The sequence below is a fragment of the Vibrio sp. 1-2 (7-a) genome, from assembly GCF_013048515.1.
In the GTDB taxonomy this organism is placed as follows: Bacteria; Pseudomonadota; Gammaproteobacteria; order Enterobacterales; family Vibrionaceae; genus Vibrio; species Vibrio diabolicus.
The window spans coordinates 78,936-93,730 of the sequence record NZ_VHSQ01000002.1 but is presented as its reverse complement, the minus strand read 5'-3'; the positions used below and the strand labels follow the sequence as shown (position 1 = coordinate 93,730).

Below are 14,795 nucleotides of genomic sequence, written 5' to 3'. Positions count from 1 at the left end.
TCGAAAGCCAGTCTTAAATGACTGGCTTTCTTCGTTTTAAATCCATCAATCTATACTCGTTCACGCTTCTCTAAATTCCTCCCATGTTTTGATCACCATTCAATATTTTCAATGCGCTAGTCATTGATTTTATAAATGTTAAATAACTCAATAATTGTATAGGGTGATTGGTGCTAATTTCTCTTCGATTGTAATCCGAACTTTTTGTATCACAGGCAGCAACTTGGCTAGCGTGACCGTTGGCAATGCTTGGTGTGTATGAGCAGAAAGGAGGATTTTAGTCCTTAACGTGAGAGAAAAATAATGAAAACATTTAAATTAAAACGCACTATTTTACCTTTAACCTTGCTGCTAAGTTCATCTGCATTGGCTGCTGAGAATGGCACAATGATGCAGTATTTCCATTGGTATGTGCCTAACGATGGCACACTGTGGACTCAAGTGGAAAATAACGCTCCAACGCTAGCAGAAAACGGATTCACAGCGCTCTGGCTACCACCTGCATACAAAGGAGCGGGTGGCAGTAATGATGTCGGCTACGGCGTTTATGACATGTACGACTTGGGAGAGTTTGATCAAAAAGGATCAGTGCGCACCAAATACGGCACGAAAGATCAGTATCTTAGCGCTATCAACGCCGCTCACAATAACAATATCCAGGTTTATGGTGACGTGGTGTTTAACCACCGTGGTGGTGCAGATGGGAAATCTTGGGTTGATACTAAGCGGGTAGATTGGAACAACCGCAACATTGAACTTGGTGATAAATGGATTGAAGCGTGGGTGGAGTTTGATTTCCCTGGACGCAACGATAAGTACTCTAACTTCCATTGGACTTGGTACCATTTTGATGGCGTGGACTGGGATGATGCAGGTAAAGAAAAAGCCATTTTTAAATTCAAAGGTGAAGGTAAGGCATGGGATTGGGAAGTCAGTTCTGAAAAGGGGAATTACGACTACCTTATGTATGCTGACTTAGACATGGATCATCCTGAAGTTAAACAAGAACTGAAAGATTGGGGTGAGTGGTACATCAACATGACTGGTGTTGATGGCTTTAGAATGGATGCGGTGAAGCACATCAAATACCAATATCTTCAAGAATGGATTGATCACCTACGTTGGAAAACAGGGAAAGAACTATTCACGGTCGGAGAGTACTGGAACTACGATGTGAATCAGCTGCATAACTTTATCACCAAAACTTCTGGCAGCATGTCTCTATTCGACGCACCGTTACATATGAACTTCTACAATGCGTCTAAATCGGGTGGTAGCTACGATATGCGTCAAATCATGGATGGTACGCTGATGAAGGACAATCCAGTCAAAGCGGTAACCTTAGTAGAAAACCATGATACTCAACCTTTGCAGGCGTTGGAGTCGACGGTTGATTGGTGGTTTAAGCCGCTCGCTTACGCGTTTATCTTATTGCGTGAAGAAGGTTATCCATCCGTGTTTTATGCAGATTACTACGGCGCGCAGTACAGTGATAAAGGGCATGACATCAATATGGTCAAAGTGCCTTACATCGAAGAGCTCGTAACACTGCGTAAAGACTATGCGTATGGCAAACAACATTCTTATCTCGACCATTGGGATGTAATTGGCTGGACTCGCGAGGGCGATGCAGAACATCCACATTCAATGGCAGTGATCATGAGCGATGGACCAGGTGGCTCGAAGTGGATGTATACGGGCAAGCCAAGTACACGCTATGTCGACAAGTTGGGCATCCGAACTGAAGACATTTGGACAGATGCGAACGGGTGGGCTGAGTTCCCTGTAAATGGTGGATCTGTCTCGGTTTGGGTTAGCGTTGAGTAATCTATTCTTGTGATTTTGATACAGAACAGGCAAATTTTGATGAAACTTTGCAGTGAATCAATACGTTATTTGATATTCATATAACAAATGAGTAACTTATATTTGAGCATTATCTAGAGGAAGATGAAGAATGGAATCTATTGCTGATGTATTGGTTGTGGCTATTGTGTTCGGTGCCATATTTGGGGGCGGGATAATTAAGTTAATTTTGAATCATCGTAAAGAAGTAAGAGCCTTGGAGATATCTGAACGTAATACGATGAGCCAAGAAGAACAAGATAACCTTAACAAGCAAATTGGTGACTTGAAGCGACGCGTTGAAGTGTTAGAGCGCATAGTCACAGATAGCAAATATCAACTTGAAAAAGAAATTGCCTCTCTGTAATTCACTACAAAAACGTAAAGCCGGCTAAGTCCGGCTTTTTAGTGCCTGTACATCATAGTTTTAGGGTACTTAACTCAGCGTTCGTCAAAGAAGTCTTTATCGCGGATGTATTTACTCATAAAGTGATAAGAGAATGGTCGCATTAACCAACTAAATAGAGAACGGCCAAGTCGAATGAACGTTGGCGTATTCTCGTATATTCTCCCGTTATACAACCATAACATTTTGCCTACATGCCAATAGAGAAAAGGCACTGGCGGCATGAATGTCACGATGTCGATATCGCAACAAATCCGGTAAGTTTTGTGCCCCAAACGGTAGCGTTTTTTGAAGGTCCAATCTCCAACTGCGGGCTGACCGAAAGTCACGACGCGTTTAATGCTTTTTGGATATTTTTTCTCAATATAGTCGGCAAAAACACTGCCAATTGCGCCACCTGAAGAGTGACCAGTAATGGTGATTCTTTTTCCCCTAAGAATGAGCGGTACAACGATACCTTCGAGGCGCTCGAGCACGGTCAACCCCAACCGATCTTCATTTCGGCTCGGTAAACTTTCTTGAAACAGCAGATGATAGAAACCCGCGTGAATGCGGTAATTCAGTCCCAACCTTCGACAGCTTCTCGTCCACATCGCGAAGTTTAACAACCAATCACTGATACTGTGTGAGCCTTTAATTACTACGACCACTTCACTCTGTTTTTTACTCCAGAGCACGCGAATCATAATCTTACCGTGTTCATTTCTAATGACTCGTTGCCCATTAGGATCGAATCCGTATTGAGTTTGTCTGAAGACGCGAGGATAGGCGAGATTACAGAGTACGGCATAGCGCTCATATTGGTATCGTTTTAATGGTTTCACGTTATCTTTCTTTATGGAGCCTAACGACTGACTGTAATTAATGAATATTAAAAATACGTGAACCTAGGTTAGTGCTGGTAGAGACTTTGTGTGTTGGTATCGTGGATGAAAGCCTCAAATTGGTCTAAGTGCGTTAAGATGGTCTGGCGCGAAGTATCGTGATGCTCATTAAGCACGTTAAGCAGCTTTTTCAGGGTCTTACGATCTTGTTTATTGAGGTTTACTGCCTCTTTGATCTGTGTGAAAAATTCAATTTGACTTGAAGTGTCGTTAAAATCACCGAGCTTGTCTTGCAATAGTTTTAATTGTTTCACGTTGTTTTTGTGCTGTGGGGAAGGGGAGAGTGCGGAAAACCCTTCTAGCAAATAACGCAGCGCTTTGCACTTTATCCTCATCGAGTGAATCACGCTGTCACGACTTTTGTCCGAGATCTTGCGCCGTGCTTTGTCGACCTTTTTAAATTGTTCGGAGACTTTTTGGCTTGCGAAGAGTAACGCAGGTACGTTGTTATCCACTCGTGCGTGCTTTGTACTTCGCAGCAGACTATTCCTGACCAAAGTGCAGTGCATAGTGTATTCTTGTGTCGCTAGCCAACGCGCAACTTTTGCCTGTTCGTAAGCACGTTCGGATTCTATAAAGCCAAAAAGCTGCTCAAGAGAGGGTTTGTGGTTTGGGAGCATTTCAATGTATTGGCTTTTGTCCAAGATAAATACGTCCAAATCACGCAGCTTATTTGTTTTCTTCATCATTATTTTTAAATGAGGTTTCAAAATACGCTGTTCAAAAGGAGGTATCAGTTCGCGAAGTAGCACGCATAGTGAGCGTATGCGCCTCAGTGTGACGCGATACTGGTGTGTATATTCAGGGTCCAAGTCATGGACGATCCCCTGTTCCAGAGAGCGTGCATAATCAAATTCAGTAAGTAAGAAGTAGGGCACTACGAAGTCGAGTTCGGAATCAGTATGTAGCGGTAATTGAAATGATGACTTTCGAAACATGATGAGCGCTTATTTGTCCCCTGCAGTACGAATTAAGTTTATACCCATACTGTCAATTTGTGCGACTTGTCGATTCCTCGTTGACATTAAGTGATGAAGCAAAGTAAACGAGAGCAAAACAAGCTGATGTTCTTGTGAGCAAAATGATCGCCCTTTGTTCGTTTGAGTTGGCTTTTTAACCATTTGAATAAAAAAGACTAATTTTTTGTTGACCAGATAAATTAATCCGTTAAAGTACGCCTCGTTCTCACGGCAAAGGCCGCTGAGACAGATGGTGTCTAACCCATCGCATGATTGCGTTGCCCTGGTGGTGGAATTGGTAGACACAAGGGATTTAAAATCCCTCGGCGTTCGCGCTGTGCCGGTTCAAGTCCGGCCCGGGGCACCATCAAAATCTTTGGTAACAGAGATATAAAAATCAGAAAGGCGCCTTGGCAGAGTGGCTATGCAGCGGATTGCAAATCCGTGGACCTCGGTTCGACTCCGGGAGGCGCCTCCACTATTTCTAAAAACCGGCCTTGTGCCGGTTTTTTACTATCTGGTATTGTCAAACTATTCTAATACACATTTTTTATTGAATAATTAATTTTTGTACAAATACCAACCTCAATTATCAGTTAATCACCCTTTAACTAGTTTTCCCGAATTGCTATCTATAGCGTCATATTGTCACGTGATTTTAGTTCAATACTGAAAATAAAGTTGCACATATATCCTGCTTGTTTCTCTATATGTCTCTAGTTGATATTGCACTGTATCGCTCAGTCTGTCTTTTAATCGAGTATAAAACTAGGTGAGCAAAAAGATTTTCCACCACTTTAATTTAACGTAAATTTAACAATTAAAGGTGGATAATATTACTCATGAGTTGTTGAGGTATATTATTCGAATGACTCGTTATTAAGTTAATGAATTTAAAAGTTATAACTTTATGCGATGAAATTGAGGTTGTTTTAGTTAAATTTCTAATTGTTTGATTTTTAATGATTTAAATTGGCTGTAGTGCAAGTGATTTATTAAAGTCATTGTTGAATACAAAGGTTGTTCATATAAAACAATCATAAGGTTATTTTAAGTAACTGACAAAAATGGATAAATTTATTATTACACAAACTTAACCTAAATTACTTATCGCTCTGGTTGAATTTTGACCGGTTGCTTTGCTATGATTCCGGCTCTTATATTTTTGGTGGTTATCCTTTTATAACCATGTTGATGTATATAGGAACATATTTGGCTTTATAAGCTAGGGCATTTTATTGCCTAAAATTTATATTATTTTACCCTACCATTTCTGCTTATATTGGCGGGAAGGTGAACTAGTTATTAATTTAAAATTAGGTGAAGCAGTGATAAAAAATATTAAAATAAATAGAACAATCCTAAATAAAGGGTTGTCATTTTTATTAGTAATATTCGCTTGTTTACAGAGCATCCATTATGCCAGTGCAGCAGGAAGTACGACGGGACAGCAAAATACATTGGTTATCCTGCTGAACTTCAAAGAAAACCCAAATGAGCAGCCATTAACTTTGTCAGAAGCAAATAATCTAATCTTTGGCATAGTAAATGACTTCTACCGTGAAAGCTCTTTTGAGCAAATGTGGCTGTCTGGGAAAGTCGTGGGTTGGTTTAATTTACCGTTGTCTAATCAGGTTTGTGATTTTACCGCTGTTCAAGATGCAGCGGATCAAGAAGCCATCGCAGCGGGAGTGAAGCTTGAAGAGTACGATCGTATTGTTTACTTGATGACAAAAACGGCATGTGGTGTCGCTGGATCCGCAACTATTGATGGCATGCCTTCACGCGCGCACATCAATGGTGATTTTTCTCCGATGAATATCGCTCATGAGCTTGGACATAACTTTGGTTTGCATCACTCTCGTGCTCTTGATTGTGGCGAGCATACGCTTTCAGACAACTGTACGTTGCGTGAATACGGTGATACCTATGATGTAATGGGTGGTCCAGACATCGGCTATTTGAATACTTTCCAGCGCGAGCGACTAGGATGGCTAGAGGGAGAGCACGCCTCAAAGACACTGGAAGTTACTCAAAATGGTACTTACTCCATCGCGAATTACGAGACGACTAGTGATCAGCCAGTTACGATAAAAGTACCTCGTGGTACTGATCCTTCTACAGGTGCAAAAAAATGGTTTTACATTGAATACCGCCAGTCTATTGGGTTTGACGACTTTTTAGATGCTCGTTCTTACTCGTTCTATCGTGGGGACGTTACGGATGGCATCATCATTCGAAGCGCTGTAGAAGGCGATGGGCGCAGCAGTAATCTGCTTCACTTTAAAACTGATTCTGAATATCGTGCGGTTTTTGGCCGAAATGACTGGTTTGACCCATCTATGCCGGTCGGTGGTAGCTATACTGACCCAGACTCAGGTGTAACATTGAGTTTGGTGAGTGCAGCGAACGGCATCGCCGAAGTAAGCGTTGTCTTTGACGGCTCTGACAACGGTAATATCGGGACTTGTACTGTAAATGCTCCATCAGTGACTGCGAAAGCTGCAACAAACAACTCGGTTGCAGCCGGCGATGAGGTTCAATATCAGGTCACTATTACCAACAAAGATAGTGCAGATTGTTCAGCGAGCAGTTTTTCTGTAAACGCGTCAGTGCCAACTGGTTGGAAAGCAAGCAGCAATGCAATCACGCTAGCAGCAGGTGAAACCGGACAAGTAATGATATCAGTCGTATCTTCGGTTGACGCTAGTGATAAAGACTATGCTTTGAATATGATCGTGACGCACGGAGAGGACTCAAGTCTGCAAACCGCAGCATCCGTGAATTACTCTGTAACTACTGAAATCTCGCCATCACCAGAGCTCGTTGCTGTTGATGATCAGGTGACTATGTCTTCGAAACAGTCGGTGATTATCGATGTGATGGCAAACGATGTTGTTGGAGAGCAAAACTCTGCAAGCGTGCTTTCTTTTACTAGACCAAGTAAGGGGCGACTAGAGCTGTTATCAGATGGCACCCTGCGTTACACACCTGAGAAGAAATTCAAAAATAACGACAGCTTTACCTATACCATAGGTGATGGTCAAAGCAGCTCGACCGCTCAGGTCTCAGTGAAGTTAGAGTCCTCATCTGGTGGCGATTCTGGCAACTCTGGTAAAAATGGGAAAGGTAAGAATAAATAGAACGATATAGTTCGAAATAAAACGCCTGACGAGTTAACGTCAGGCGTTGTTTTATTAAGTTGTAAGTAGACCTTATTCAGGGCAGTTAACAGGCTCTGGACAAGTTGGACATAGCGTACATTCTGCAGACGCTGTTATCGCTTCTACGACAACATTACCGAAGATAGTTTCACCACTCGCATCCACAGTATCTGTAAACGCTCTGACTTCTTCACCCGGTAATGGAAGGCCTTCACCATCTCCTGGGATTGGCTCGTAGTTACCAGTAAAGTCGTAACACTCAGCAGGCGCAAGCATACCAACCTGGATTGGATTCGAGTCTTTGTTGTCGATTACGACAATGCCGTCAATGGTGATATTGGAGGTATTACATACACTACCACTGTAATTGACTTGAAGACCGTATTCATTAATACCAGTATCTTCAAATCGATTCACGACGACGACACTACAGTCTTTCTCTAGAGACAATGAACCAGGGATGTTTTGGCTTGGGCATTCCCAATCTGCGTTGTCAGAAACCGCAACACCACCACCAGTTTCAAGTGCTGCGCTTACTTCTGCGTAGTTAGTGATACCGTTTTGGTCAATAATAAACGAACCATTAAACTCTTGCGTTTGTCCAACGGCGAGCATCGCTAAATTGAACACATGGTCACCAGCAGCCATATCGTTGTCAACGGCTGTAGTGTCTGTTGCCACAACATCATACAATGCAAAGTCACCGGTGTTTTCTACAGTGAGTTTATAGTTGTATTTCAAAGTGTTACCATTGACAACATCACCAAATGTACAAGTTTTAGTGATTTTGATGTCTGGTACGCCTGGTGTGTAACAGAATGAAATATGACTTAATCCATAGTATCTACCGTTTTTACCCACAGGTGCATGTAGTAAGGCATCATCTTGATACAATAATCCATCTGTAAAGTAGTTATATAGGTTTCCGTCAGGACCACCTTTTACGAAGATAGCTTGCATAATCACAGGGCTATCACCTTGATCCCAACTGAAGGTTTTTGCCCCAGGTTGTTGATCAATAACCACTTCAAGCATGCCATCACCGAAAGTGCCGTCTGTAACTGGCTCAAGCTTGTATTCTATCAAACCATCGATCCCTGGAAGTAATTGTTGACAGGTGTTATTCCCTTCAACAAATATTGGTTGCACGCCTCGGCTTGAAGGGTCGCCAGCGGATGCGTAAACAATTTGAGAGCTCAGCACTAAGCTAACCGCTATGACCCAAGTAAACAGCTTAAACATGCTGCTGATATTGATCGCTGTAAGTATATTCTGGCTACATAAAGTGGAACAACGGCAACTCTTATTGCCCCACCAAGAGTTAAATATGGTTTTCATAAAACCTCCTTGTGTAAGTGGGCTCGCTACGTCCTTGAGCCCACATACGTGATAGTTTTCTCACAGAGTTAGACTGCGCCAGTTGACTAGCATAGAGTGTTCCATATTTAACCTTTTGTATTTGTTGATTATTTTTTATTTTTGTACAGAGGGGTGAACAGTTTGTTTATATTTTCATAAATGGTTGAGCTAAAACTTATTCGCTAAACGACTGAATATGTTTTAGTTAAATGAGTATTCAATTAGATGTGTAAAGGATGTAACACTATGCAAACAGGTGTTACACATCACCTTCACATTAGTGGGAGCAGATGAGTAAGCGTCTGTTTCATATTCATAGTGGACAGTTTCAATACCGTCGCTTTTGCGTATCTGCCACAGGTGTAAACAATAAAGTGTCAATCTGTAACATTATCCTAGAACACGTATATATCTTTGTTATCGTAGGTTTTTTGTCTCTTTTGTTTTCTTTCTCTTTCTTTAAAATTGAACACTCTGTTCATTCTCTTCGCTGTTGAAAATATTTAGTTTAATAAAATCATAACCTTAAGTAGTGGCATGCTCTATGCGTTATACGAGCTCGAAACGAAAGTTGTATCTCGCTTTCACTCTTTCTTAAAAGGCAATTAATGACATAGGGACCTTCGTCTAGCTTTAGAAGCGTTCTAAGGAGTAGGTTATGAATTCTTGTAAGTCAGGTATCTGGCATACGATGAAGAGCTTTCTTTATGCAATATTTACAAGCTTGCTAATAGGTAGCTCTGCATTTGCAACACCAACAGATGGCGTATTTGAGTTAGAAGCAAATGCTAATGCGATAGATGACTCTGGAGTAGGTGCTCCAGATGACTGGTCAACGCCGCCAAACAGTGGTGGAGCATTAGTATTTAGCTTTGAGAATGACACGGCAACACCGGATACAATCTTTACTGGTGGTAATAAAGACATCAAAGACATACCAGAACTCGGTTGGAAGACTGGTACGGTACTTGATAAAGGGGACATTCTTCATGCGTATGCAGCGGCATACAACATTAATAATGACCTTGTACTCACCTTTGGTGCAGACCGTTTTGGTAACAGCGGTGATGCCTTCTTAGGTTTTTGGTTTTATCAAGACTCAGTCAGTACAAACCCAGACGGTACATTCACTGGTCAACATATTGCTGGCGACCTTTTGATTCAGGTGAATTATTTGCAAGGGGCAAATGAGGGGCCAGAAATTTTGGTTCTTGAATGGGACACAACTTGTGCGAAAGCTGATAACAATAATCCACAAGATGGTCAGTGTGCTGCGACAAACTTACGTTTGAAAGTTAAGACAAATGCACTGTGTTCACCAGGCGCGCAAGATGTGTGTGCTTCAACCAATACAACTGACTCACCTGCACCATGGGCGTATACGCCAAAAAGTGGTGTCGAAAATGTCTTCCCTCCAGAAACCTTTTTTGAAGGTGGTGTAAACCTTACTGAACTTCTACAAACAGACACCTGTTTTAGCTCGTTTGCAGCCGAAACAAGAGCATCAAGCAGTATTACCGCTCAGTTGAAAGACTTTGTGGTTGGTGACTTTGAGTTGTGTAGTGTTGATATCACTAAAACATGTAATCAAGCGGTCGTGAATGAAACAGAAGATGGTTACGTTTACTCATACAGCGGCGACGTGATTAATGATGGTGTCGGTACGCTCTACGATGTTGTTGTAGAGGATTTAGAAGCAGGTACTACACATAGCTTAGGTGCCATTGCTTCAGGTGACAGTGCTTCATACAGCGGCAGTTTTGAAAGTACAAGCAATGGTCTAACTAATACGGTGAAAGTCACAGCAGCTGCGACTCCGGGTGGCCAAGCGACCATTACTGATACCGCAAGTGATCCATGTGAGTCATTGAGCTTGTCTCCAATGATTAGTGTAACGAAATCATGTGAAAGCGGCTTCAAACTTACTGAAAACGGTATCATTGCAGAAGTGAGCTTCTCGGGAATGGTATGTAACACAACGCCTGGACTTACTTTAGTGAATGTTTCTGTTGTGGATGACTCAGGTACGCCTGAGGATGCTTCTGATGACGTGACAGTAGTGGATAATATCGAACTCGCTTCGGATCAATGTCAGTCTTATACTGGTAGTTATATCCCAACGGCATTTAGCAATGCAGAAACGCAATCTTTCCGTGATACTGTTACAGCGGTTGGTTTCTTGAAAATCGATAATACTCAAGCGACGAATACAGCTTCTGCAGACTGTGACATTTGTCCTGCACCAAGCAACTAGTCTTGTGAATAAAAAGCCTGGAGTATTCTCCAGGCTTTTTCATATGAATTGCGTGATTTAGTTCGGTTTCCCTTTACCGTTTCCACCACCATTCCCACCAGAAGTCGATTGTAAGGTGATGCTAATCGTAGCGGTTGAAGAAGATTGACCGTCACTGATCGTATAAGTAAATGAATCATTATTCTTAAACTTCTTCGAAGGTGTGTATTCAATGGAGCCATCGCTCAGTACACGGGCGCTGCCTTTGTTTGGCTTAGCGACCGTAATGGCAAAAGAGGCTGATTGTTCAAACGAGTCATTATTTAACTGCTCGATGCGAACGACAGATTTATCACTGATCGTTACGCTATCATTCACCGCCTCAAGTGGTGACGTCGACTCAGACAACACAGTGTAAGATAGCTCGGTTTTGGCTGATTGTTCATTTTCAGCATCTATAACGTCAACGGTTATGCTGTAAGAGTTCGGCTGAGCATCGCTGTTTGACGTAACCATGACCGTCGTTTCTGCACTCATGCCGGAAGGAACCGTCAAGGCACTTGCGTCATAATTCCACCCGTCAGGAACGCTTAAAGCCGTTGTATAGGTCGCGTCTGCACATTCTGTATTGTTCTGGTTCGTCACTTTAAGATTATACGCTAACGTTTCTCCAGCATTTGCATCAGAACCTGATAGTGGGGTTAGAGAGAGTAGAGGCGATGTCGCAACACATTGCCCGGATTCACCACCAAATATGACACTGACCTGTGCGTTTTGACCATTAGCACTTTCCAAAGTAATCGACACGCCTGTTTTTGGATCGGTGAACGTTCCACCAATTGGAAGAGCAGGGTCTTCCCAGTCATTACTCCCAAATAGTTGTTTGAAAGTGGAGTCAGGCTTCATGTGTAGCAAGCGGCTACTTTTAAGATCACCGTCTGTCGCTAGGCGCACAACCACACCTTCTGTCACATCTTGGCGGTATACGATGTACGAACGGTCACGTAAAAAGCTGTCGTAGCCAAGAGCTTGTCGATATTCAACGTAAAACCATTGGCGCTGACCTGTAATTGGATCGGTACCTCTTGGGATTTTTAAAACTTTTGATGAAGTACTTTCAAAGTCTTCATAGGCATCAATAGAGTAAACACCATCACTAGAAATGATTTGAGCAGGGGAGGTCTGCCACCCTAAGTTTTCCAATTGGAAGGCGCTAAAGTAACCCATATCGTAGTTACCCATTGTATCGTAGCTATCACCGTACTCTATGACACGGCAATCACCAGCCAACGTACCGTCTTTACAGTCGAGTGCGGAAGCGTGATGCAATCCAAAATTATGTCCTAATTCATGGGCGATAACTCGAGGCTCGAAAACCGCATTTATTGACGCTCTAGAGGGAGTTACTCCTTGGCTACCAGAGCCTTCTGATGCACATCCAGTTTTGGTTGTTAAGTAGATAAAACGGTCATAGTTTGATAGTTGATATCCCGCAGTTTCAGCCATTTTGTTGGCTTCCGCTGCTACAGTATCATCATCGCAAATTTGGTTTGATATCGGTAAGGTGAATGTTCCAGCAACATCACCAGATAGCCAAAGTTGCCCCTGGGACATTTGCGAATAGAAGTCGCTAACGGTATTAAAAACAACATGATGGGCGTCTTCTTTAGAGAGCGGGATCTCTTGAGGGTTTTCTTGGAAATTGACGAGTACAACTAATGTTTTTTGTTCACCACTAGCCACTTGCTCAGCATAAACCTCTGATGAAAAAGAATATGCTGACACGAGGGTTACAAAGCCAAGAGCTAGCAAGCGTAAATTTGACGCAACAAAGCCCAATTGAGGGAGGATGACCTTCTTCAATTTATATACCTACTTAATATTTTGATATTAAATGAAATTACAAATTCATAATGTTTTAAATAAAATAAATACCGAGCTCTACCCAAATAGAACCAGTAATTATCAAGTGTGCATTATGTTTTATAAAGTTTGTTTTATATTTGTGTGTGTTTATTACTTTTAACCACGAGGCGAGATATTAGCAGAAGGGGTGGTTAAAATTCAACCATGCATTTCGGTTTTTATAAGTTCATGAATTATAATGTTTAACTACTTTTTACTGGTGGTTTTTATAAAAATAATAAGAAATAATATTGTATGCAACAAAAGTAGTTACAAAGACAGTAGTAATATTACACCGTGTAGTATGCAACACTCTTAATTGTTTGTTATTTCTTTTGTTTCCTATATAAATGACTTATTAAAAATAAGACGCTATCAATTCCATAGAGAAAATTGTCAAATTAAAGAAATATTAATTTCAAAAAACAAGAGACTTATTATATCTGGATATAGGCAACGCCATTTTTGCCATTTTTCTTTATCTCATACATTGCATGATCGGCTTTTTGATAAACTTCATTAAACTGTTGTTTTCCTTTATCAAATAGACAAACACCGATGCTCATTCCAATCGTTACTTTATTTAAGTCCTGATTTATCGCAGGAATGATGGAACTTAAGAGTCGATCACAAAGTTGAGATATTTCTTCTTGATTTGAATAAGAGCTTAAAACGACAAACTCATCTCCTCCTATGCGTCCGACTTGAGACTTGCTTGGCGCAAGCTCTGTTAAGCTATTGGCGATATTAATGAGGAGAGTATCACCAGTATGATGGCCTAGCTGGTCGTTAACTGCTTTAAAATTATCTATATCAACAAACACTAAGGCAGACTGCTGAGACGGCTTGGTTTGAGGTTGATGATTAAAGTTTTCCTCAATTGCTTTTCTATTTAACAGTCCGGTCAATGGATCACTCGAAGCTAACTTAGCCAGTTGCTGCTCATATCGCTTTTCTTTTGTAATATCGATATGAGTGCCCATCATGCGTAGTGGTTCGCCATCAGAACCATACTCGACGATGCGCCCTCGATCGTAGACCCAACTATCACTGCCGTCTTTATGAATCATGCGATGAACTACCTCATAAAGGTCGGTTTTGCCAGCTAGGTGACCTTCAAATGCACCCACCGCAAGATCATAATCTTCAGGGTGGAGATTGTTTTTCCACGTTTCAACCGTCGCGGTTAACTCATGGGGCTGATAACCTAGCATTTTGCCCCACTGCATATTGAATATCGTCAAAGTACCTGAAGGAATATGCTGCTCCCACAAACACAGTCCATTACTGTCGAGTGCAGCATTCAACTTTTCTTGTAGTCGCGCATTCTTCCGCTTCAGCTCTTCATTTTCTTTTTCTAAGACGGCAATTCGAGTTAGATATTCTTCCATTTTGCGCATAATTTACGTCGTTTTCGGAGCGACAATATACGAAAAATACTTTGCAATTTCTATGATTGAGCTTGGAGATATAGGCATTGAATATGCGGTAAATAATAAAGAATCGGTGATGTTACTTAAGAGCAGCAAAGTAAATGCTTGGAAAAACAAAGAAGGAAATAGGGGATAAGCGAGAGGCTCTCCTGGTGCAAAGTCATAAATGAGGCCTTTGCACCGGGACTACTGAGGGTTAGCGGTTTAGTGCACCACAACGCTCAGGCTGGTAGGTGATATCGACAATTTCAATTGTCTTCACTTGATTATTTGGCATTGGCCATTCAAGTTTTTGACCAACAGACAAACCGATCAGTGCGCTGCCTACGGGCGCAAAAATGGAAATATCATCACTGCTTTTCAGCTCAGATGGGTAAACCAGTGTCTTTGTCATGGTTCTATCTTCACCTGCAAATTTAAACTCTACAGTTGAGTTCATCGTGACCACATTATCTGGCATTTGTTCTGGCTCAAGAACCGTCGCACGGTCTAGCTCTGCTTCTAGCTCAACAAGCTCCGCCGCGATGTTTGGCATTTTATCCAACAAAGCCGTGATTCGGTTCATATCTAAGCTTGAAATGTAGATAGAATTGTTTTCTGACATTTT

General features: G+C 41.7%; 10 protein-coding genes and 2 tRNA genes. 6 read left to right on the top strand and 6 right to left on the bottom strand.

The window, feature by feature from the left end; all coding sequences use genetic code 11:
- Nucleotides 1-303: 303 nt before the first annotated feature.
- Nucleotides 304-1,827 carry an alpha-amylase gene (amyS, locus tag FKN08_RS08100; RefSeq protein ID WP_053808368.1) on the top strand — a complete coding sequence of 508 codons (1,524 nt, stop codon included), beginning with the start codon at nt 304-306 and terminating at the stop codon, nt 1,825-1,827.
- 130 nt (nt 1,828-1,957) lie between these two features.
- Nucleotides 1,958-2,212 carry a hypothetical protein gene (locus FKN08_RS08095; RefSeq protein WP_012842214.1) on the top strand — a complete coding sequence of 85 codons (255 nt, stop codon included), beginning with the start codon at nt 1,958-1,960 and terminating at the stop codon, nt 2,210-2,212.
- Nucleotides 2,213-2,286: 74 nt separating this feature from the next.
- Here the strand turns inward: FKN08_RS08095 and FKN08_RS08090 are convergent, their stop codons facing one another.
- Entirely contained in the window at nt 2,287-3,075 is a 789-nt protein-coding gene (locus tag FKN08_RS08090) for a lipase (protein ID WP_053808369.1), read from the bottom strand.
- A 68-nt stretch (nt 3,076-3,143) separates the two neighbouring features.
- The gene (locus tag FKN08_RS08085; protein ID WP_053808370.1) at nt 3,144-4,073 is read right to left on the bottom strand and encodes a CHAD domain-containing protein; all 930 of its coding nucleotides are present in this window, start codon (nt 4,071-4,073) and stop codon (nt 3,144-3,146) included.
- Nucleotides 4,074-4,374: 301 nt separating this feature from the next.
- Here FKN08_RS08085 and FKN08_RS08080 point away from each other — a divergent pair.
- The 3 genes from FKN08_RS08080 to FKN08_RS08070 all read left to right on the top strand — a co-directional run bounded on the left by FKN08_RS08080 (nt 4,375) and on the right by FKN08_RS08070 (nt 7,237).
- Nucleotides 4,375-4,461: transfer RNA gene (locus FKN08_RS08080), tRNA-Leu, on the top strand.
- Between the two features lie 37 nt (nt 4,462-4,498).
- Nucleotides 4,499-4,572, top strand: a tRNA-Cys gene (locus FKN08_RS08075).
- A 982-nt stretch (nt 4,573-5,554) separates the two neighbouring features.
- Complete coding sequence (locus FKN08_RS08070; RefSeq protein ID WP_170892044.1) at nt 5,555-7,237, top strand: Ig-like domain-containing protein; 1,683 nt, start codon at nt 5,555-5,557, stop codon at nt 7,235-7,237.
- Between the two features lie 72 nt (nt 7,238-7,309).
- On the opposite strand, the gene FKN08_RS08065 is transcribed toward FKN08_RS08070, so the two are convergent.
- A complete protein-coding gene (locus tag FKN08_RS08065) occupies nt 7,310-8,596 on the bottom strand; it encodes a DUF11 domain-containing protein (RefSeq protein WP_249373389.1) in 1,287 nt (428 codons plus the stop codon).
- Nucleotides 8,597-9,275: 679 nt separating this feature from the next.
- Between FKN08_RS08065 and FKN08_RS08060 the strand changes: the two genes are divergently transcribed.
- Entirely contained in the window at nt 9,276-10,871 is a 1,596-nt protein-coding gene (locus FKN08_RS08060; protein WP_005398290.1) for a hypothetical protein, read from the top strand.
- A 57-nt stretch (nt 10,872-10,928) separates the two neighbouring features.
- Here FKN08_RS08060 and FKN08_RS08055 read toward each other — a convergent pair whose 3' ends face one another.
- The 3 genes from FKN08_RS08055 to rnk form a co-directional block, all read right to left on the bottom strand.
- A complete protein-coding gene (locus tag FKN08_RS08055; protein ID WP_170891751.1) occupies nt 10,929-12,713 on the bottom strand; it encodes an Ig-like domain-containing protein in 1,785 nt (594 codons plus the stop codon).
- Nucleotides 12,714-13,192: 479 nt separating this feature from the next.
- Nucleotides 13,193-14,146 (bottom strand): diguanylate cyclase, encoded by a 954-nt coding sequence (locus FKN08_RS08050; RefSeq protein ID WP_053808498.1) that lies wholly within the window; start codon nt 14,144-14,146, stop codon nt 13,193-13,195.
- A gap of 238 nt (nt 14,147-14,384) precedes the next feature.
- Nucleotides 14,385-14,792: a nucleoside diphosphate kinase regulator gene (rnk, locus tag FKN08_RS08045; protein WP_005394604.1), complete on the bottom strand. Its 408-nt coding sequence runs from the start codon at nt 14,790-14,792 to the stop codon at nt 14,385-14,387.
- Nucleotides 14,793-14,795 lie beyond the last annotated feature (3 nt).

Excerpts from the sequence above, each read along its gene's own strand:
- FKN08_RS08085 (WP_053808370.1), bottom strand. The coding sequence starts at position 4,073 with ATGTTTCGAAAGTCATCATTTCAATTACCGCTACATACTGATTCCGAA.
- amyS (WP_053808368.1), top strand. The coding sequence starts at position 304 with ATGAAAACATTTAAATTAAAACGCACTATTTTACCTTTAACCTTGCTG.
- FKN08_RS08050 (WP_053808498.1), bottom strand. The coding sequence starts at position 14,146 with ATGGAAGAATATCTAACTCGAATTGCCGTCTTAGAAAAAGAAAATGAA.
- FKN08_RS08065 (WP_249373389.1), bottom strand. The coding sequence starts at position 8,596 with ATGAAAACCATATTTAACTCTTGGTGGGGCAATAAGAGTTGCCGTTGT.
- FKN08_RS08060 (WP_005398290.1), top strand. The coding sequence starts at position 9,276 with ATGAATTCTTGTAAGTCAGGTATCTGGCATACGATGAAGAGCTTTCTT.
- FKN08_RS08095 (WP_012842214.1), top strand. The coding sequence starts at position 1,958 with ATGGAATCTATTGCTGATGTATTGGTTGTGGCTATTGTGTTCGGTGCC.
- rnk (WP_005394604.1), bottom strand. The coding sequence starts at position 14,792 with ATGTCAGAAAACAATTCTATCTACATTTCAAGCTTAGATATGAACCGA.